This is a genomic window from Shewanella basaltis (genome assembly GCF_023283885.1).
Taxonomy (GTDB): domain Bacteria; phylum Pseudomonadota; class Gammaproteobacteria; order Enterobacterales; family Shewanellaceae; genus Shewanella; species Shewanella basaltis.
Window position 1 is genome coordinate 234,056 of record NZ_JAKILA010000003.1, and the last position, 19,812, is coordinate 253,867.

The following is a 19,812-nucleotide window of genomic DNA, read 5'->3' on the forward strand; positions in this document are numbered from 1 at the left end:
CGTAATTTTAGTTAAACTGTGATTTTATTTTCTTTTTCTGGGGGTTCTTTACATAAATAGATGTTTGGTTGCTTGGTACAAACTTTTAAACTGCTGATATTGTTTGGTGTAGTACGCTTGCATATCTGGATTTGGCAATACCACGTGTTTCAGCTTTCCATTAGTACAAATTGATTCTGCTGGTGCTTGCTCTATCGCGATTCTGGCTAATCTAGCGGCGCCAAATGCTGGGCCGACTTCACCACCTTCATGATAAGAAAGCGGGCGGTTTAACACACTGGCTAAGATATCGCCCCATAAACGGCTTTTAGATCCACCACCAATAACGGTAATTTGGTCTATTTGCGCGCCAGCATCTAATAACACTTGTTGTCCATCTGCAAAGGCAAAGGCGACGCCTTCTAACACTGCGCGGCCAAGAGTGGCTGCATTGGTGTTGTGATCTAATCCCAAAAACACACCTTTTGCGCTAGGGGCATTGTGTGGTGTGCGTTCACCAGACAAGTAAGGTAAAAACAACACTGAACAGGGTTGCCTAAAATCACATTTGGCGACTTGATCCAGTAAGGCTGCTTCATTGTCATAGCCGGTCAGTTTGGTAACCCAGGTTAAGCAACTTGAGGCACTTAGCACGACTGACATTTGGTGCCAGGTATTGCTTAAACAATGGCAAAATGTATGTACTGCGTTATCTGGATTAGGTAAATATTGCTCATTAGCGACAAAATACACACCCGATGTGCCCAGTGATAAGAAGGCTTGATTAGGTTTAATGACCCCAATACCTATTGCCCCTGCAGCATTATCACCAGCGCCAGCTACCACAGGCACTGTATTCATGCCCCATAAGTTTGCTATGTCAGCGGTTAGTGTGCCTGTGATATCGGTGCCTTCATATAAGGTTGGCATATGATCGAGTGTTAATGACGTTGCCGCTAACATGGCTTGTGACCAACAACGATTCTTGACGTCCAACCAAAGTGTTCCGGCCGAATCAGACATGTCAGAAGCAAAGTCACCTGTCATTTTTAAACGCAGAAAATCCTTTGGTAATAATACCTTGGCGATTCTATTGAAGTGCTCCGGTTCATGCTCTTTTACCCACAATAATTTAGGGGCAGTAAATCCTGGCATCGCAATGTTGCCAGTTATGTTACGTGCATAAGGCTCGTTAGCTTCGAGCGTTTTACATTGCTGCTCACTGCGGCCATCGTTCCACAAAATGGCAGGGCGAATAACCTGCTTATTATTATCAAGCAAGGTTGCACCATGCATTTGGCCTGATAAGCCAATAGATTTAATATGCCTAAGTAAGTCAGGTGCCGCTGATTTAAGTTCAGCCATGGCTAAACAGGTTGCTTGCCACCAATCATTAGGGTCTTGCTCAGACCATTGAGGGTGTGGACGCGATACAGTCAGTGCTGAACTGGCTTGTGCTAGTAATTGGTCATTACCGTCTAAAATGATGACCTTTACACAAGAGGTTCCTAAGTCGATACCAAGATACATAATCCAATCCAATGTTAAGTTACATCATTTTTTTGTTAGCGCTAACATTATCACTGGATTTTAAATCTATCAAGTGTATTTTATGTAATATGTTTTAACGGCTTGTGAATTCAGACCAACTCTATTAACGGGCTTCTAGCCTGTTAATACGGGAATGGTCATATTGTTTTTCTAAAACCAGCTTAAATAATCAGAATAGGAAGTAAAAATGACTAAATGAAATTGGGGAATTGTCAGCGCAGGCACAATAGCAGCGCTATTTTGACAGGATTTGGCTGTTTCAACCAACAGCCACTTGTATGCTGTTACTGCCAGGAAGCAAGCGGATGCTGGCGAGTTTGCTAAACAATATGATGTAGAGAAAGCTTATCAAAGTTATCAAACACTATTTGACGACCCTAATGTCGATATTGTTTACATTGCCACGCCGCATAACTCTCATTTTCAACAGGCCTATGATTCATTAATGGCAGCAAATCACATGTTATATGAAAAACCAATGAAGGTAACTCTTGATGAATGCCAAATATTAACGGCATTAACCAAGAATAAAGGTTTGTTGTTAATCGAGGCATTATGGACATATTTCTTACCCGCAATGCAGCAAGCAAAAGCGTGGTTAGACGATGGGCGAATAGGTCAGCTTAAACATGTCAAAGTTGATTTCGGCTATCCAGTTCCCTTTGCGGCAGGCGAAAGATAATACAATCCGCAACATGCAGGAGGGTGTTTTTTTGGATATGGGTATTTATCCTTTAGCCATAGCCGATTACTTTTTAAAGTCTGATATTAATAATCTGTAAGTACAATCCAATGCGTGTAAAACCGGCGTTGAAGATGATGTCATTATTATTGGTAAAAGTGATGATGTGATGGTCAGTTTAGCGACATCCTTTCAATGCAGATTAAGTAATAATGGTTATTTAATTAGTGATAAAGGCTACATCGTTATTCCTGATACATTTAGAGCATCTGAATGCCATTTGTATCATCTTGATGATCTGGTCGATAGTTTTAGTGATAACAGGCAATCGCTAGGCTATCACTTTGAGGCTGATGTGGCTTGTCGACTGAGCCTGTAAGGTGAATTAGAAAGTCAGATAGTATCCCATAAGCACAGTGTGTTGTTTCAATCCAAATTAGCCAAGATGAAAGCCCTTATTTAATCGAGTCTTAATACTTAGGGTATGTTGAGAGTGCGCTTGAATGAAACAGAAGCCGACTGAACTCGCTATGACCGCCTACTAAAACACGCTATTTGTAGTCGGCTAAATTGCTTCATTGTTCAGTTATGTGTGTTTAACGATAATTTCACAGTGATTGATTTGTATTTGCCACTTCAAATAATGATATTATTTGAAGTGCAGTCTTTAAAAGACCGTCGTAAATGCTTTATTTTATATCGCTTTGTTGTTTTTATTAGTAGGTAAATAATGGTCGAAGTTAAAAAAGCGCGAATACAGGATGTTGCTCAACAAGCGGGCGTCTCTATGATGACTGTATCACGAGTATTAAACCAAGACCCTAAAGTAAGCGATAAAACACGCAGTAAAGTGTTAGCTGTGGTTGAGCAATTACACTATAGACCTAATGAGTCGGCGCGAAGATTGGCCAGTAATAAATCGTACTTTTTAGGATTGTTGTATGATAACCCTAGTGATGCTTATGTCAGCCAATTTTTATTAAGCGCCTTAAAAAGCTGCCGTTCAAATGGCTTTCATTTAGTGGTAGATGAAGCAGATAAAAATATTGATAAAACACTTCAATCAGTTAATGAGTTAATTAACGAAACAAAAGTGGATGGCATGATTCTATTGCCACCGGTATGCGATCAAAAAGAAATTATTGATTGTTTACTTGCAGCTAGTGTCCCTTTTGTCAGAGTCGCACCTGACAGCCAGTTAACTGTTTCACCTTATATATGTATGGACGATTATCAAGCAGCCTTTGATTTAACTGAAACGTTAATCAGGCAAGGCCATAGCAAAATAGGCCATATCATTGGCGATCCCAATCAAGGCGTTAGTCGTTTACGTTACCAAGGGTATTTGGATGCTCTGCGATCCAACAAAATTAATACGCCCCCCGAATACATAGAGCAGGGGTGTTTCACGTATCAGTCTGGTATGGTTGCGGCGAAGAAAATACTATCACTAGTTGATAAACCCAGTGCTATTTTTGCAGGTAACGATGATATGGCTGCAGCGGTGATGTCTATTGCACAAAGTCAGGGTATTAATGTGCCAAATGATTTATCGGTTGTAGGCTTTGATGATACAACCCTTGCAACGATCGTGTGGCCAAACATTACCACGGTAAGACAGCCTATTGATGAGATGGCAACGTTAGCTGTCAGCTTATTTACTTCAAATAAAAACAAAGACTTTTCAGGACTAAAAAACAGCCAGATGCGTCATATTCTCGAATTTGAAATTATTCAAAGAGAATCGAGTAAATCAATTATCTAGTATTGACCTAATCTACGTAAAATGAAGTTTTTATATCAAAATACACATATTATCAATAGTTTGAATGTGTTATTTTGTGGTGGTCATTGATAAAGCGCATCTAAGCCGACATGATCATAAACATTGTTATTATATTATGAATTGGTCATGTGGAGTACAAATTGATTTTGTTGCATGCATTTACAATTATGTTTTTGGTAAGTAAAGTGATTATTAATGTTTGTTAGATATGAACTTTTCATTGCTATGCAGTTGTTCAACGACAAGCTCCAGAGTGCTTAAGTACAACCAAGCTCGCTATATTAAATTGGATCCTACCTGTGAATTTTATAAACGAAGTTATTGATGAAGAAACCATCCCTGCTGATTGTATTAGTAACTTAACCGTTGATAATCTTATTTTTACCCTTCATGAAGGCAAACTTAAAGTTTTACTGGTTAAATACAGTAAAGGTCTAGCAACTAATAAATGGGGCTTAGTCGGTCACTGGGTTCGCAGTGATGAAAACCTTGAGAAGGCAGCATCTCGAGTTGTAAAAAATACTGCTGGGGTTGAAAACTTGTATTTAGACCAACTTGGTGCCTTCGGTGATGTTGACCGTTACCCAGCCAGACGAATTATTACCATTGCGTTTTATTCGTTGGTCCGCTTTGACGAAACCAATTTATCGCATGGTCCCAATGCCATAGAGTGTGAATGGTTTGATGTGAGACAAGTCCCTAAACTGATGTTTGACCATGATCATATTTTGGCGAGTTGCCTTAATCATTTAAAATACAAAGTCAGACATGAACCGATTGGTTTTAGTTTGTTACCTGAAAAATTTACCTTATTGCAACTACAAGATTTATATGAATCTATTCTCGGTGTGACATTAGACAAACCAAATTTTCGTCGAAAAATATTAAAGATGAACTTATTAATTGACTGTAATGAGAAGCAACGAAATGTTGCCCACAGGGCCGCGTCATTGTATCGATTTGATGTTCATGTTTATGAAAAACTGACTCAATTTGGTTTCACATTCGAATATTAATATTCCCTGATCTCAGGATAAAACCTCATATTCATTCCCACAGAAAGACAGTATTCACTGTCTTTTTTTACATCCCATTAAAATTACATTAAATCTATTTACATAAATAATAAATTGATATAGTTTTTATGACTATAACATTTTGTTGGAATGATAATGGAAAATACTAATAATAAACTGACCATTAAAGAAAAGCTTGGCTACGGTCTTGGGGACACAGCCAGCAACATCGTATTTCAGATGGTAGCCAATTTCATGCTCATTTTTTATACCGATGTGTATGGGTTGTCTGCTGCAGCAGCGGGGACATTGCTGTTATCAGTGCGATTATTTGATGCTTTTACCGATCCTGTAATGGGCGGCATTGCTGACAGAACACGAACTCGTTGGGGATCTTACCGTCCCTATATCCTATTTTTAGCAATACCTTATGGATTCTTTGCCTGTATCGCATTTATCACCCCTGATTTTGGTAGCACGGGTAAACTTATTTATGCCTATGTCACCTACGGTATTTTAATGACTTGTTACACCGCTATTAATATTCCTTACGGTGCGTTAGGTGCCGTGATGGTTAATGACCCAAAAGAGCGTACATCTTTACAATCTTATCGTTTTGCCATGGCCATGGGCGCTCTTGTTGTCATTGTCTGGGCAATACCTAAATTGGTTGCTTATTTTGGCCAAGGTAATGACCAAGTGGGTTATCCATTAGCAATGGTGTTTATGGGCTCTTTAGCTGCAGCGTGTTTTTTATTATGTTTTAAGATGACTAAAGAAACCCAAACTATGCCAGTTAAGCAAAGTTACCGCAGTTTGTTTACTGATTTTTTTTGCTTATTTAAGAATGATCAATGGCTTGTTATTGCCATTATCAGTGTAGTGACCTTAATTTTAATAGGCATTAGGGCATCGGTAGCGCCGCATTACATTAAATACTATGTCGGTGATGAGTCATTACTGTCTAACTTTTTAACCCTAGCGGCAATCGGTTCAGTATTAGGCGCAATATCCACTAACTTTTTGTCTAAATACTTTGAAAAGAAAAATCTCTTTATCATCGCGTTGTTCGTCGTTGTGATTTCTCATAGCTTGTTTTATGTGATTGAGGTGGATCAAATTGGTCTGATTTTTACGGTTTACTTTATTGCCAACTTCGCGCACATGATTATTACGCCGATCATGTTTTCAATGGTAGCTGACACGGTTGATTATGGGGTTAAGAAAATCGGTAAGAGACTAACTGCCATTACTTTTTCTGGTCATTTATTAGCGATTAAATTTGGATTTGCCATCGGTGGCGCATTAGCAGGTTGGATATTATCAGGCTTTGATTACGTGCCTAATCAGCAACAAACCGAACATGCATTGTCAGGCATTTTACTTGCGTTCGCTGGTATTCCGGTGGTGTGTACCTTACTTAGTTTAGTTGTGGTATCTCGCTATAAATTGACTGAACTAAAAGTAAAACAAATCCAGGCTGAGCTCCCTTAATCAGGTGCGATCAGATAAATATTAAATGTGATTACCACAGACTGTAACAATAGGAGAATGTATGGCACAAGCCATGAAGGATTATCTAAACAGCGTTAATGAACTCAGCGATGCAGAGCGTAAACAATTAGATGATCTAAAAAAAGCGCATTCGTACGTAGAAAAACACAAGCCGCTTGTGACTCATATATACACTGCCGATCCTTCAGCACATGTGTTTGAAGGTAAAATTTATGTTTATCCATCTCACGATATCGAGACGGATAACAGCAGTATAAATGACCAAGGGGACCATTTTGCAATGCGTGACTATCATGTGTTGTCTCTCGACAATGTTACCGATGAGGTCATGGACCACGGTGTCGCCTTATCACTTGACGATATCAAGTGGGCTAGTAAGCAACTTTGGGCGCCCGATGCTGCGCATAAAAACGGTAAGTATTATTTATATTTTCCCGCACGTGATCTTGAAGGTATTTTTAGAATTGGTGTTGCCAGTAGTGATTCACCCGTAGGCCCGTTTATTGCCGAACAAAATTACATCGTAAATTCGTTCAGTATTGATCCCGCGGTGTTTGAGGACGATGATGGCAGTTATTATTTGTATTTTGGAGGTTTATGGGGCGGGCAGTTACAAAATTGGCATCAAGGTCAATTTAGTTTAACTGAACATTACCCAGCACAAAACGAACCTGCATTACCTGCAAAAATGGCAAAATTATCAGTCGATATGTTGTCGTTTGCAGAAGAAGTACAAGACATTGTTATTTTAGATGAAACAGGTAAGCCCATTACAGTTGCTGACAATCAACGCCGTTTCTTTGAAGCATCATGGGTACATAAATATAACGGACGTTACTATTTTTCATATTCAACCGGTGACACCCACAATATTGCTTACGCAATAGGAGATAACCCATACGGGCCATTTACCTATCAGGGAGTGATTTTAAATCCAGTCTTGGGATGGACTAGCCATCACTCAATTGTATTCCATCAAGGTAAATGGTTTCTATTTTACCATGACTCAACATTATCAGGAGGACAAACTCACTTGCGATGTATAAAGAAAACGGAGCTATTGCACGACGAGAATGGAAGAATTTCAACAATCACAGCATACGAATAATCGATTAGGTTTAACATTTAATTATGTTGAAATACCGGGGAGAAATCACAGATAGTTGGATTGAAAAATATAAATATGATCGGCCACATGAATCACTGAATGTTCTACCGCCCAAGATGTATGAGCGATTAAATGAGGAAACCTCTCTCAAAACATGATCGATATAAGGGATGGTTACACTTCATTATTTGAACGATCAACCCCATGGCGGTATTGGTTTTTTAAGTATAAACGAACTAGATATAAGTTTATTGATGCATTACTAAAACCTGATTATGAATCAGATCGTTAATAACATAAACCTATCCGTAGCAAGTCGCAGCGTTAATGGTAAGAGTATTTATGGCTATTGCAGCGATAATCACAGTGAATTTGAGTGTTATAAAACAAATGACTGTAAAGCCAATATACCAATCATATTTCCTGATATGTTTCTGCATTCAAGCATGCTGAATATCAAAACGATATAGATGCTAACCCTAAAACAGGCCGATTAATTACCAATATGTTTATCAAATTTGTATAAGGAAACGCAATGACATATAGGATATCAAGCGCTTTTTTGCAGCCTCTAGTGCTTAGCTATGCATTATGTTTAATGATGTTTGGCCAAGGCGTACATGCCACTGGTTTTGAACATATGCCAAAAAAGCAATTTAATGTATTTGTGTTTAGCAAAACGGCAGGTTGGCATCACGCCTCTATTCTCAGCGGTGTTAATGCATTACAAAAAATGAGTGACAAACATTTTTTTAATATGGTTTGGCATGAAGAAGGCCGCTACTTTAACGATGAATATCTTAAAAACGTTGATGTAGTGGTGTTTTTGGCCACTACTGGGGATGTGTTAAATGATGCAGAACAAGCCGCTTTTGAGGGTTATATAAAGCAAGGAAAAGGATTTGTTGGCATACACAGTGCTACCGATACTGAATACGATTGGGCATGGTATCAACAACTTGTCGGGCATACGTTTGTGATCCATCCTGAAATTCAAACCGCAAAATTACAGGTCGAGTCTCGTGAATTTCCAGGCCTTGAATCGATGCCCGACAGTCTGTTATGGACAGACGAGTGGTATGATTTTACTCCAGTGCGTAACCCTAATTTACATTACATTTTGTCGGTAGACGAAAACAGTTACGCTCCCCGTTCAAATTGGGGAAATAAGCAGGGAGAAGGGATGGGTGAGTTTCATCCTATTGCTTGGTATCAAGAATTTGATGGCGGGCGAGTATTTTACACTGCCCTTGGGCATACCGATGCGGTTTATCAGGACGTGTTATTTCAAACACATTTATATGGTGGAATATATTGGGCGGCAACTGGTAAGGGGATAACGCCTTAAATTGTTTGTTTAATATTAACAGCAAGAAATACAGACTCCTTACTATGCAATGTTATTAATGAGTCTGTTTTATTAACGTGCTTTTTAGCGTACTATTCCGGACAGTTTTGTTTGCAAAGTAAATAACCCATTTCCAGTGGTGATTAATAACGTTTTCATGTCGTTCCCACCAAAGTCCATATTGGTTATTTGCGGCGCTACCGTGATAGATTGGTATAACAGCCCTTCGGGTGAATAGATTTGAAGCTTTCCTTGACTGTGGCTAGCTACATAAAGATTCCCGGCACAGTCAATGGTGATGCCATCAGGGCCATCAACGTCAATAAAGGGCTGTCGTTGTCCAACACTGCCATCACCATTTACTGGGTAGCGGTAAATATGGTTACTGTTATCGCCAACGTAGAGCCACTTTTCATCTGGCGATAATACAATCCCATTAGGTTTATTTAATTGGTCAATCTCGACTAATTTCCCTTGCGCAGGCAACCAGAATACTGATGTGCTATTAAGTTCATTTTTACGCTCACTCAATTGCCAATCAGGATCGGTAAAATAAATTCCACCATTTGAATGCCGGCTGATATCGTTAGGAGAGTTAAATGGTTTACCGTTGAATTGGTTGACCAATATAGTTTGTTTCTGTGTTGATAAATTAATTCTGCTAACCGATCTGTCACTGTGTTTTAGCACATACAAGTCATTACCGTCGACAAGCAAGCCATTGCTTCCACTGTGCGATAACCACAATGTGGGCTTATCGTTAAGTTTGTATTGATAAATATTGGCATCAGGACCATTCAACTGACTACCAGAGAAGTTCATTTCAGAGAAATAGAAAGCTTGTTCAGTCACTGACCAAGTAGGACCTTCAAGAAAAAGCAATTTGTGAGTAATTAATTTAAGCGAATCACGTTCCGCAGCTTGATAGTGACTGCTGCATTGATCAATTAACGCTAAATCTTTATTAGACTTTTTTTCTGCATAAGCTTGCAGTGGCAACAATAGCACTAACGCACATGCGCTGGTGAGTCTTGCTCTTATTTGTGACTGTCTTAATGCCGTCAGTTGCATTGTCCTTCCTTGTAATTTGTTAATGTGAATTAGATTAGACATTAAAACAATAATGGTCAAATTGACTATTGAGTTGTTGGCTTATGGTAAACAACCATTAACTGACAAAAGTAATACCAATGAATCTAGTTATAAAAACAACGATTAGTTTAAGCATCGACAGTACTTTATTGTTCTGTGTGAATATACATGCTGTTGAATCAGATACTAATTCGAACGTGATAACGCATTTAGATGATGTATATCAACATGCTTTTAAAGTGGGCGTTGCGGTAAATGAAGATGTCACCATGGACAAAGAAATCAGTTGGTCATTGATAACTTTAATACTGTGACCATTGAAAATGCGATGAAAGCGGAAATTGTTAACCCAACACCTGGTGTTTACGATTTTGCCGCCGCAGATGCATATGTCAAATTTGGCCAAGACAATAATATGTTCAACGTTGGACATACCTTAGTTTGGTATATTCAAACACCTGATTTTTTCTTTAAAAATAAAGTTAATCAATCTAATACACCGGCTGAGAAATTAGACGTGATGCGCAAACATATTAAGCTTGTAGCAGGTCGCTATGCTGGCATGGTGCATGCGTGGGATGTGGTAAACGACTTGATTGATAATGACGGCTCATACCGCCCGGCTACCCGGGTTAACGGTGTAGGTGATGTTGATACATTGGTTAAAGCATTTAAGTATGCCGCTTATTATGCCCCTGATACTGAACTGTATTACAACGACTTTAATGCCTGGCGACCAGAAAAACGGGATGTCATTGAGAAAATGATTAACATGTTAAAACTGAAGGGATCCGTATCGACGGTGTGGGGATACAAGCGCATTAGTGGCTAAACTTCCCTAAAACTGAAACATTGAACAAGCCATTGATGCCGATGCTGCAGCGGGTGTGAAGGTAATGATTACTGAACTCGATATTGATGTATTGCCGTTTATCAAAGAGGGTCAGGTGTTTGGCCAAGCCTTTATGCATTCACAATTTCAATTAGAGGAGTTTGAACCTACCTTGACCCGTAAAAAAAAGCGGGTTTACCTGTTGGTGTACAACAAAAGTTAACCACAAAGAATGTTGAGTTGTTTATCTTATTCAATAAAAAGTGACAAAATTGATCGGGTAACCCTATGGGGATTACATGATGGCATGTCATGGAATAATGATTATCCAATCCCAGCAAGAATAAATTATCTGTTATTGTGGGATCGTCAGTTACAACTAAAACCAGCATTAAAAGCCTTACTTAAACTACAAACTCAATAATGAACAAGCCGTAAATCTAAGGGGTTAACTTGTTCTTATAATGAATAACTACAAATTTTAACGGCTCGGTGCCACTGTTAAAAATGCCATGGATTACCCCAGAAGACACAAAAAGCATTTCACCTTGCTTTGCCGGTGACTCTTTACCTTCTAAAATCAATGTGCCTTGACCTTCTTATATCAACAAAAACTCTTCACTTTCATGTCTATGAGCTGGATGAATTTCGTTATTGGGATCAATTATTGCCACACCGCTGATAACCTGAGTTGATTCATGTGTATCGCCGTAAAAATAAGTATTAAATACGCTGCCATCATAGTGAGTAATATGAGTGTCTGCGTGTGACAATATGCTTGAGGTGATCTCAGGGCTTACCTCTTGATTAGCCTCAGCCATGATGGCGCTGCAGGTACTAATTATCATAGCCCCCTAAGGTGCACAATCTGTTCGATTTAGCGTTACGCTTGCTGTTTGTAATATTAAACCCTCCATCTTCATTAGAATTAAACAGTAAGTGCATGTTTATTAATGATTTATATTATTTTATATATTATCGTAGACAACAAAAAAATAAATTTTTATTACAAATATGTTCTCAAAAAGATAAAAGTAGTATATTTTACCTTAGCCTTGTTGTCAAAAAGACTATTTTGTTCTGGCGGCTAGCGTTATGTTTGCCGTAATAAAATGATCAACATTATTTTGAACAGCAAGATTACATAAGGGGATAAACATAGACGGATTATTGACTTGTTTATGGTTAATCGACGGTGTTGTGAAATGAGCCATCAGGGCTAACATTCATCAACTTTAAAGCTTGTCAATATGAATAGACTTGGCCTGAAAAAACAATAATCGGGATTTAACAAACTATGCTGATAAAAAAAATACTTATTAACACTTTATTGATAGGTTGTGCCTCTATGGCCTTATTAATATCGGGATGTAACATCTATAACGGCGAAGAAGTAAACACACAAACGGGCGCGAAAGAGCTTATATTAAAAGACAAATTTGCAGATAATTTCAAAATTGGTACAGCAATTAGTAAGGCTCAAGTTCTTAATGCGAGCGATCCTGAATTATTGTTAGCGGCAAAGCATTTCAATACCTTCACGCCAGAAAATGCCATGAAATGGGAATCTATCAATCCATTACCGAATGAATATCAATTTGAAGTTGCCGATGCATTAGTTAATTTTGCAGCAGCAAATAAGCAGCAATTGGTCGGGCATACCTTAGTGTGGCATTCCCAAACACCAGATTGGGTCTTTGAAGATGATTCTGGCAATCTTCTTAATCGAGATCAATTATTACAACGCATGCAACATCATATTAAAACAGTAGCAGGGCGTTACGCAGACCAAATATTTGCGTGGGACGTAGTGAATGAGGCATTAAACGAAGACGGCACCTTGCGTGAATCTAAATGGCAACAAATAATTGGTGATGATTTCATTGAACATGCCTTTATGTTTGCCCACCAAGCAGCGCCAAAAGCCAAGTTATATTACAATGATTACAACATGTTTAAACCTGCCAAAAGAGCAGGAGCCATCGCACTGATAAAACGACTTAAGCAAAAAGGCATTCAGATAGATGGTGTCGGCATGCAAGCACATTATTCACTTGCTTCGCCAGACTTTGCAGAAGTTGAAGACTCTATTGTGGCTCTTGCTGCAACCGGTGTTGATGTGATGATTACTGAGCTTGATATTTCGGTATTACCTTTTCCAGAGAATCTCGCGGAAGGTGCCGATGTATCTTTAGATGTCGCATTGCAGCAGCAGTATAACCCTTATGCAACAGGCCTTCCTAATGCCGTTGAACAACAATTAGCATCTCGATATCAAGCTTTATTCTCTATCTATAAAAAACACAGTAATAGTATTGGGCGAGTCACATTTTGGGGCGTGAGTGACAAGCAAACTTGGCGTAATGGTTGGCCAATGCAAGGCCGTACCGACTATCCCTTATTAATTGATAGAAACATGCAGATAAAAGGCTTTGTCGACAGCTTGTAATCACATCCTTAATGGTAAGTAATGTAAACGTATAACGAGTAAGGCCACTCATATTATTGATGTAAGTGGCTTTTTTTAAATTTGGCCAGTATATTATCAGAGCTAAAGTGGTAATAAATCATTTTAAATCGGTAACTAAAAGTAGCTTGTACACATTTATTCACTCGAATATTCCGGTCTTCACAGACTCAAATGTACAAGTCGGTGAAAAATTAAATTACTAATCATGTAAATATAATAGTAGATGATTTCAAGCGAGTAGTCTGTTTCAAAGTAACGTTATAGTCATTATGATCTAAAAGTGTTGATTCTAAATAAGAATCAACAAAACAAAATAAAACATATAAAAATAGACTCAAGTGGATTAAGTCATCGTTAGTTATTAGCCCTATGCTACTTTTATTATCGGGATGTTTTGACAATAACAAAGCGTCTACTAAAGTACCTCCAATTGATGTAGTAGAACCGAACCTACACCATGGCAACGTTAGTTGAAGCGGCAAACAAGCCGAATAAATACATATTGACAGCGCAATCATGAGACAGATTATCTCGACATAGTAAAAAAGAATTTAACTATGTTACGCCAGAAAATGCGGTAAAATGGGGCTCTTTACAAACGTCAACCTCTGATATTTGTAACTTTGTTGCTTTAGATAGCATGATTGATTTTGTTGAAGAAAATGACATGGTATTTAAAGGTCATGCTTTAGTATGGTATCGCCAAGCCCCTAATATTTTTACTGATGATGTAGTGCCTAAAGATTTAATGATTCTAATCAATGCCCATATTGATGTTACGGCTGCGGGTTATAGCGGACAAATATATGCGTGAGATGTGGCAAATTAAGTGATGAGGACGACGCTAACTATCGTGACTTGGTATTTTTTTTGCAGAGTTAAATAAAAGCTTTATTGCTGATGCATTTACCCGAGCCGATGCCGCAGATCCTAAAGCTAAGTGTTTTATAACGATTACAGCATAGATAATGTCAATGCAAAATCTGATGCTGTTTTGGCCATAGTCACTGAATTAATCACTCAATCAATGTTTATCTGCATGGTTTGTCAACGATGATGACCCGTCAGTATTTAACTCTGTACAATGGCAGTCGCTGTTTCAAATCTCGAAAGCTAAAACACAATAGTGAGAGTATTTAATGCTCAGCATTATTTTATATAAGTCTGTGGCGAATATGAAAACTTATTTTATTACGCTTTAGCCATGCTGTTTTACAGCATGGCTATACATATTTAAAAAGTGTATGTTGGTGATTTGCAGTGTTGATTAATGTAATCAACTTGTGATGGCATAATTGATACAGACTTATCAATTACAGATTGTATATGTTTAAGACGACGATCAATTTCATATTCAGTCAACGTATCAACTAACGGGTGGTAGCCTTTTGGTTGCAAGCCTTGGCCATGCATAACCGCTAACCATGACATTTCATTAAACAATTCATTATCTTGCCTAAATATTCGACCATTATTTTGATACAGTTCAATTTTTTGCTTGAGATAGTCTGGAATGGACATGTTTTTACAAAAACGCCAAAATGCAGTGTCGTCTCTGTTTGTGACTTTATAATGCATAATTACGAAATCTCTTATCCGTTCCATCTCAAGATTAAGTTGTTGGTTGTAGGTATCGATTTCAACTTGTTCAAACCCTTTAGAAGGAAACAAGCTTAATAATTTTGCTATTCCTAGTTGAATGAGGTGTAACCCAGTGGATTCTAACGGTTCAATAAATCCTGCAGATAGTCCAATAGCAACGCAGTTTTTATTCCAGCTTTTGTTTCTTGTACCTGTTGTCCAACGTAAAAAATTAGGATCACTTAGGGGGGCTGTTTCCATTTGTGATGTTAGCAAGGCCACAGCTTCATCATCGCTAACAAATTGACTTGGGTAAACATAACCATTACCAATACGATGTTGTAACGGTATACGCCATGTCCATCCTGCATCTTGTGCCGTTGAAATTGTGTATGGTTTAATCTTTTCTGTACTCGTGCAGGGCATTGCAACAGCGCGATCACAAGGTAACCAGTCGCTCCAATCATTAAAACCGGTTTTTAACGCGCCTTCTATTAGTAATCCTTTAAAGCCAGAACAGTCGATAAATAAGTCTCCTTCAATCAGCTCACCATCTTCTAATCGTAATGATTCAATAAAACCATCATTGTGACGTAACACTACATCAACAACTTTTCCTTCTTTTCGAGTTACCCCGTTATTCGTTGCAAAATTTCTTAAGTATTTGGCGTACAATGTTGCGTCAAAATGAAATGCATAAGCAATATTAGATAAGGGGGAATTTCCCATTTTCTGTGGGCGGTTAAATCTACCTTGTTTTGCAGCAAGTGCTTCTAAAGAATATTTCTCAATATCAGGAGCTTTGCCTTGCTGATACATTTTCAACCAATAATGGTGAAATTGAATCGCATCCATATCGACACCATAACGGCCGAAAGGATGCATGTATCTATGGCCTTTTTGTTTCCAATTAACAAACTCGATGCCGAGCTTAAATGTTGCTTGGGTTTTGACGATAAACTCATTTTCATCAATCCCCAGTATTTTATTAAACAAGGCTATTTGAGGGATTGTGGCTTCACCGACCGACACAGTGCCTATTTGGTCAGATTCGATAACAACGATCTGACAATCATAGTTTGTCAGTACTTTAGAAAAAGTGGCCGCGGTCATCCATCCCGCGGTCCCACCACCAACGATAATTATCTTTTTAATGCCATTGGATTTTGATGTAACACCCATATAAAACCTCGAAAAAATTACAGTCTATTAAGGGGATTTCGCTAGATAGTAACTCTTTGATATGGTTGCTAGCTTGATATAGTTACTCAGCAAAATTAAGATGAAACTAATTAAAATAATAATTTACGACCCAGTTAATATAAACAGATACAGGGAATCTATATCTGTTTATTATAAGCCAGTAATATATTAAATTAATTTTTTATTTTAGAATGTTGCTCTAACAATAAAGCTGTAACGTCGGTCGTTAACAAACCAAGACCGGGTTTTTTTGTCACCTTCTTCATTTATCTGCATTAAAGTCTCTGTGATATTATTATTGAGGTTGGTACCTTGTATTCCAACTTTCCAATTATCATTAATGCTCCAAAATAATGATGCATCAAGTTGACCATTTGCTGAGTTATAAATAGGCAATGTGGTAATCACATCTCGTGTGGTTAACAGATATTCAGAGCGCCAGTTATAAGCTATGCGACCTGAGAAACCGTATTTTTCGTATAACACAGCAGCGTTTGCATTTTGTTCTGACAAGCCTTCAAGAGGTAAATCATCGAAAGCAAAATTGCCGACATCACTGTTGTCATTAACAGAATCGTTTAAACCACTATTCGGAGAACCATCTTCATTAATATACGTATAATTGAGTTGTAAACCTAACCCAGATAATGCACCAGGTAATGTGTCATAAAACTGTTGATAAGCGATTTCATAACCACTGACAGTTCCTTTATCGCCGTTAGTTGCACCTGCGACTTGTACAGTTTGAGTTGCACCATTGTTTGTGAACTCTCTTTCTGTAACTCCGTTAATAAAATAATTACTAAGATCTTTATAAAATAGTGATGCAGTAAGCGAGCTTCCCTGAGCGAAGTACCATTCAAGTGAAAGATCGTAATTGTAAGATTCCATTGGTTTTAAGAATGGATTACCTGAGCTTGCTGTATACCGATCATAAGATGCAGAAACAGGCACAGGCACACCACCAGGAGCAACATTAGGATCATATATGACAGATATGTCTTCACCTTGAATATTCACATAATTACGTAAGTTACCAAGTGAAGGTAGAGCAATTGCTTCTGAAAAACCAAATCGAAGTAATAATTCTTCAGTTAAGTTTAGTTTGAAGTTAACGCTAGGTAGTATATTTGAATAATCGCTTGTTGCATTAGTCTTTGCAGACCCAGAATTTCCAAATGCTGCTTGATCTGCGACTAACACGTTACCTAAATCAGTAGGGTCATTTGGGTCATTTGGTGCGTTGTCCGGAAAAATAGTAAAACCAGCCGTTTCATTCTCTAGTTTAACATAGCGAAAACCTAAATTAGCTCGGTAGTCCATATCAGCTAGTTGACCTTCAAAATTAAATCTGATGTAGGCCGCATTATTTATTTCTGTCGTTTTGTTGATTTCGTTTGGAATAAAATTGCCAGTAGCTCCTTCTCTGCTAGCTAGTGGATTCCAACCCCAATCAACAGCTTTGGCGTTAGTTAAAGCATTATTTAAATTACGATAATCTTTAACCATTTCAAGTGACGGGAATAGAAAGTTATTTCCGCCTTCTGTGGTTAATACGCCTCCACGGGCAAAATTATCAAAATTTATTTGGTCATAAGGTACGTCTGTATCTGAGTACCATATATTTCCCCCAGCCCATGCTTCTGATAATACTCCCCAGTTATACACTGACTGTCTCGTGGTTTGCTCACGTTTAGAATAACGAACACCCATTTGTATCGATGATAATATGCCATGATCAAAGGTATATTCAGTATCTGCGCGAGAGGCCAACTCTGTACCGTCGTTTTCAGAAATATGGTCCATCGCACTTCTAAAAAAGTTTTTACTCGGATCGGTAAATGGATTAGAAGACATAAAATTAGATTGCCCGTCAAAACCAGGACTATGTAGAGTTACATCAACAATACCACCGCCAGTTAAATCCATATCGACAACAGCTCTGGTTGCTCCCATTACAGATATGTCTTCGATCCCCATAGAGGCATCTACATATTGAATGTCAAAATTAAAGGCCCATGAGTCATTTGGAGTATAAGCTACATTAAAACTGTAATCGTTAACAATTGACTCTTCGTCTCTAGCGCGAGTTTGCATTATATGTTGCATACCGTAACGTTGAGGTGAACCATCACCACGCCATCCTGCTTCCGATGTTATAATGCCCTTCTCAAAGTAGCCACTTTCATCAAATTCAAACTCTGTTCCCTCAATTGGAAGCATATTAGAGTGTGAATCAGTATCATCCATTTCGATAGTGTTTTCATTCCAAGCGAGCCTAGCTTCTGAACGAATAAACTCACCGGTTAGTAGTAATGTTCGATCTGCATTTTCCCATTGTAACGAAGTGGCAAAACCTTCACGGTTTCTGTTATCTTGTTTTTTACTTAAGCGAGTAGAGCGTGGAACATATTTAGTATCATCCCACTCTTGCTGCTGGTACAAGCCAACTTGTGTCCCATTAGACTCAACTTTTATTTCTGAATTTGAATAATTCAATAACAGGCCCAATCTGCCTGAGTCTAACTCCCAAATATCGCTATAGAGAGTCGAAAATGTAGGTGAAACTTCTTCTCTAAGATCGGTATAGGTACCATCAGTGCTAAAAGCAAAAACACGACCGGATGAATCAAAGGCTTTGCGCGTATTTAGATTAACCGATCCTGCAATTCCACCTTCAATCATATCTGCGGTTTGGTTTTTAAAGACTTCAACAGACCCCATCAATTCTGGTGAAACATCCTCAAATCCTAATCCACGGCCAGAATCAGCAGAAAATGCATCTCTGTTATTAAATTCACTTCGAACGTGAGTCAAACCACGAACTACAACACCACCACCTTCAACCCCAAAGTGGTCAGGATCATCTGCAGCGGCAAAACGTTCAATAGCAACACCTGGTAAACGAGATATTGCTTCTAATACGCTTCTATCAGGTAAAGCACCAATGTCTTCTGCAGAAATGGCATCGACAACAGTATCAGCTGCTAATTTCATGTTTTGAGCTGATATAATATTACCACGTTGACCAGACACTTTTATTACTTCAATTGTGTCTTGTTGTTCTTGTGTTTCTTCTTGATTAACTTGTTCTTCTTCAGCTAATGCTGAGTGAGACATTAACGCTATAATTGCTGAAGCTAAAACTGAATATTTGAATGACTTTTTTTTGTATCTAGTGTCATGTATAAATGTGTTTATCATGTTGAATATTCCCCTGGTATTCATCGAAGCTCATCACAAGTAGAACGTGATAGCCTTTTTTTATTGCAGTATCAGACTAGATAAAAAATTTTTAATAATCGTTCTATATTTAACAAAACATCAACATTGAACGTTCAAATTCATGATTATGCAGATAGATAGACGCATTTTGTAGCCTTAGAGTTATTTTAACGCGTTACACGCTACAAAATTTGGCTTAAACCTCAGTAATGAGAACAAAAATAAAAATGATATTAATACCAGAAATGGCACTTGGGTTAGCAATGAAGTTAATTCCTGAATTCATACCATAGAGATCACTTGAACTATTATTTAAGTTAGCATCGCAGTGAATAAAAATAGAAAACGTACAACTGCGGATACACTTGGATTGTGGTGTATTAACTTGGTAAGAGTAAACCTATTGCAAGTTAATACACAACTT

The 19,812-nt window shown here is 38.1% G+C and carries 15 protein-coding genes and 2 pseudogenes; 11 read left to right on the top strand and 6 right to left on the bottom strand.

The annotated features are described in order from the left end of the window. Positions 1 to 48: 48 nt before the first annotated feature. Positions 49 to 1,509: a xylulokinase gene (gene xylB / locus L2703_RS04205; protein WP_248969882.1), complete on the bottom strand. Its 1,461-nt coding sequence runs from the start codon at positions 1,507 to 1,509 to the stop codon at positions 49 to 51. A gap of 271 nt (positions 1,510 to 1,780) precedes the next feature. Here xylB and L2703_RS04210 point away from each other — a divergent pair, with 271 nt between their 5' ends. From L2703_RS04210 to L2703_RS04235, 6 genes are all read left to right on the top strand, one after another. Continuing rightward, entirely contained in the window at positions 1,781 to 2,212 is a 432-nt protein-coding gene (locus L2703_RS04210) for a Gfo/Idh/MocA family protein (protein WP_248969883.1), read from the top strand. 730 nt (positions 2,213 to 2,942) lie between these two features. After that, positions 2,943 to 3,977 (top strand): LacI family DNA-binding transcriptional regulator, encoded by a 1,035-nt coding sequence (locus tag L2703_RS04215; protein ID WP_248969884.1) that lies wholly within the window; start codon positions 2,943 to 2,945, stop codon positions 3,975 to 3,977. Between the two features lie 320 nt (positions 3,978 to 4,297). Next, a complete protein-coding gene (locus L2703_RS04220; protein WP_248969885.1) occupies positions 4,298 to 5,014 on the top strand; it encodes an NUDIX hydrolase in 717 nt (238 codons plus the stop codon). 156 nt (positions 5,015 to 5,170) lie between these two features. Next, entirely contained in the window at positions 5,171 to 6,508 is a 1,338-nt protein-coding gene (locus tag L2703_RS04225; protein WP_248969886.1) for a glycoside-pentoside-hexuronide (GPH):cation symporter, read from the top strand. Positions 6,509 to 6,569: 61 nt separating this feature from the next. After that, positions 6,570 to 7,637, top strand: a complete 1,068-nt coding sequence (locus L2703_RS04230; protein ID WP_248969887.1) for a glycoside hydrolase family 43 protein — start codon at positions 6,570 to 6,572, stop codon at positions 7,635 to 7,637. Positions 7,638 to 8,172: 535 nt separating this feature from the next. Further along, positions 8,173 to 8,985, top strand: a complete 813-nt coding sequence (locus L2703_RS04235; RefSeq protein ID WP_428848641.1) for a ThuA domain-containing protein — start codon at positions 8,173 to 8,175, stop codon at positions 8,983 to 8,985. Between the two features lie 84 nt (positions 8,986 to 9,069). On the opposite strand, the gene L2703_RS04240 is transcribed toward L2703_RS04235, so the two are convergent. Further along, positions 9,070 to 10,056: an SMP-30/gluconolactonase/LRE family protein gene (locus L2703_RS04240; RefSeq protein WP_248969888.1), complete on the bottom strand. Its 987-nt coding sequence runs from the start codon at positions 10,054 to 10,056 to the stop codon at positions 9,070 to 9,072. Between the two features lie 307 nt (positions 10,057 to 10,363). Here L2703_RS04240 and L2703_RS04245 point away from each other — a divergent pair, with 307 nt between their 5' ends. The 3 genes from L2703_RS04245 (at position 10,364) to L2703_RS19080 (ending at position 11,333) form a co-directional block, all read left to right on the top strand. Next, entirely contained in the window at positions 10,364 to 10,909 is a 546-nt protein-coding gene (locus tag L2703_RS04245) for an endo-1,4-beta-xylanase (RefSeq protein ID WP_248969889.1), read from the top strand. 64 nt (positions 10,910 to 10,973) lie between these two features. Continuing rightward, positions 10,974 to 11,132, top strand: a complete 159-nt coding sequence (locus L2703_RS04250; RefSeq protein ID WP_248969890.1) for a hypothetical protein — start codon at positions 10,974 to 10,976, stop codon at positions 11,130 to 11,132. 9 nt (positions 11,133 to 11,141) lie between these two features. Then, complete coding sequence (locus L2703_RS19080) at positions 11,142 to 11,333, top strand: endo-1,4-beta-xylanase (RefSeq protein ID WP_283107793.1); 192 nt, start codon at positions 11,142 to 11,144, stop codon at positions 11,331 to 11,333. 16 nt (positions 11,334 to 11,349) lie between these two features. Here L2703_RS19080 and L2703_RS19085 read toward each other — a convergent pair. Together L2703_RS19085 and L2703_RS04260 are read right to left on the bottom strand one after the other, a co-directional pair. After that, positions 11,350 to 11,496 (bottom strand): annotated as a pseudogene (locus tag L2703_RS19085) (cupin domain-containing protein); the annotation flags it as partial. 12 nt (positions 11,497 to 11,508) lie between these two features. Next, a complete protein-coding gene (locus tag L2703_RS04260) occupies positions 11,509 to 11,757 on the bottom strand; it encodes a hypothetical protein (protein ID WP_248969892.1) in 249 nt (82 codons plus the stop codon). A 500-nt stretch (positions 11,758 to 12,257) separates the two neighbouring features. Between L2703_RS04260 and L2703_RS04265 the strand changes: the two genes are divergently transcribed. Both L2703_RS04265 and L2703_RS04270 read left to right on the top strand, forming a co-directional pair. After that, positions 12,258 to 13,358: an endo-1,4-beta-xylanase gene (locus L2703_RS04265; protein WP_248969893.1), complete on the top strand. Its 1,101-nt coding sequence runs from the start codon at positions 12,258 to 12,260 to the stop codon at positions 13,356 to 13,358. 571 nt (positions 13,359 to 13,929) lie between these two features. Further along, positions 13,930 to 14,193 (top strand): annotated as a pseudogene (locus L2703_RS04270) (endo-1,4-beta-xylanase); the annotation flags it as partial. A gap of 419 nt (positions 14,194 to 14,612) precedes the next feature. On the opposite strand, the gene L2703_RS04275 reads toward L2703_RS04270, so the two are convergent. Further along, positions 14,613 to 16,142, bottom strand: a complete 1,530-nt coding sequence (locus L2703_RS04275) for a tryptophan halogenase family protein (protein ID WP_248969894.1) — start codon at positions 16,140 to 16,142, stop codon at positions 14,613 to 14,615. Positions 16,143 to 16,349: 207 nt separating this feature from the next. Then, a complete protein-coding gene (locus L2703_RS04280) occupies positions 16,350 to 19,367 on the bottom strand; it encodes a TonB-dependent receptor (protein WP_248969895.1) in 3,018 nt (1,005 codons plus the stop codon). Positions 19,368 to 19,812 lie beyond the last annotated feature (445 nt).